Origin of the sequence: Amycolatopsis vastitatis (assembly GCF_002234595.1) — a bacterium.
Taxonomy (GTDB): domain Bacteria; phylum Actinomycetota; class Actinomycetes; order Mycobacteriales; family Pseudonocardiaceae; genus Amycolatopsis; species Amycolatopsis vastitatis.
In genome coordinates this window covers 1-1,114 of the sequence record NZ_NMUL01000120.1, presented here as the reverse complement: position 1 = coordinate 1,114, position 1,114 = coordinate 1, and the positions used below count along the sequence as shown (strand labels likewise).

The 1,114-nt window shown below is 68.1% G+C and carries 1 protein-coding gene; it reads right to left on the bottom strand.

Annotated elements, in window-relative coordinates; translation table 11 throughout:
* Positions 1–41: 41 nt before the first annotated feature.
* Positions 42–1,114, bottom strand: a 1,073-nt coding sequence (locus CF165_RS49680) for a DDE-type integrase/transposase/recombinase (protein WP_093954560.1), incomplete at its 5' end; no start/stop codon positions are given.

Genomic DNA, 1,114 nt, shown 5'->3' with positions numbered 1-1,114 from the left:
AACACTGTGTCATGTTTCAGGACTTCGTGAACGGATGTGTTTCAGGACTTCGTGGACAGTTTCTGGTCGGTGAGGCGTTGGTAGCGTACCGATCGGTCTAGCGTGAGCTGGCGGGCGACCGTGTCACCGACCATGACGGTGACACGGTCGCCCTGCCAGTAAACTGTGGCGGTGCGCCCGGCCCACCGGCGTCCCAGAACGACCGAGCAGCCACCGAACGCGATCACGCCGGTGGCCGAGACCGGCCGGGTGCTCACCCCGCTCGGGCGGCGAGGACCGGTGGCCGGGACGGCTTTCGGGCGACCGTCGTAGCGCTGCTGAGGTGTGTCCCCCTCGAGGCTCTGGTGACGACGGTTGTTGTAGATCTGCCGGTATTGATCGAGCAGGTCCTGGAGCTCGGTGAGAGTGGCGGCGGGTGGCCGGGCGGCCAGCCATTTCTGCAGCGTCTGGTGGACGCGTTCGTTTTTGCCGCAGGTCTGCGGGTGTCGTGGGGTGGCGGCGATGCTGGTGATCCCGAGGGCGGCGAGGTGGCGTTCCAGTTCGGCCATCCAGCCGCGGTGCTTGCCGGTGAAGGCCAGCCCGTTGTCCGAGAGCAGTTTCACGGGCAGGCCGTAGCCGGCGAAGGCCTGCTGCAGCGCGGCCCAGGTGTCGGCGGTGGTTTCCCCGGCAGCGGCGTAGGTGCCGACGTCGAGGCGGGAGTGGTCGTCGAGGATCTGGATGATGCAGACCTTGGTGCCGTCGGCGAGGTAGTGCTCCATGCCGTCGATCTGCCAGCAGCCGTTGGGGTCGCTGTATTCGAACCGGCGCCGGGTGCGGGGTTTCTTGCGGGGTTGCGGGGTGATCTGGCCGTGGGCGCGCAGGATCCGGTAGACCGAGGACGGAGAGGGCACGGGGCTGGTTCCGCTGTCCTCCAGGCGCCAGTGGATGGAGATGGGGCCGTTGTCCAGGCCCTGGTCGGTGAGTTCTTTGCGGGCCCGCAGCACCGCCTCGGCCACCGATGCTCCGACCGCGGTCGGGTGGTGGTGCGGGGCGGTGCTGCGGCGGGTGAACCCGTCGGCGCCTTCGGCTCGGAACCGGGCCAGGTATTTGTGGAACACGCCTCGGGACACGCCAT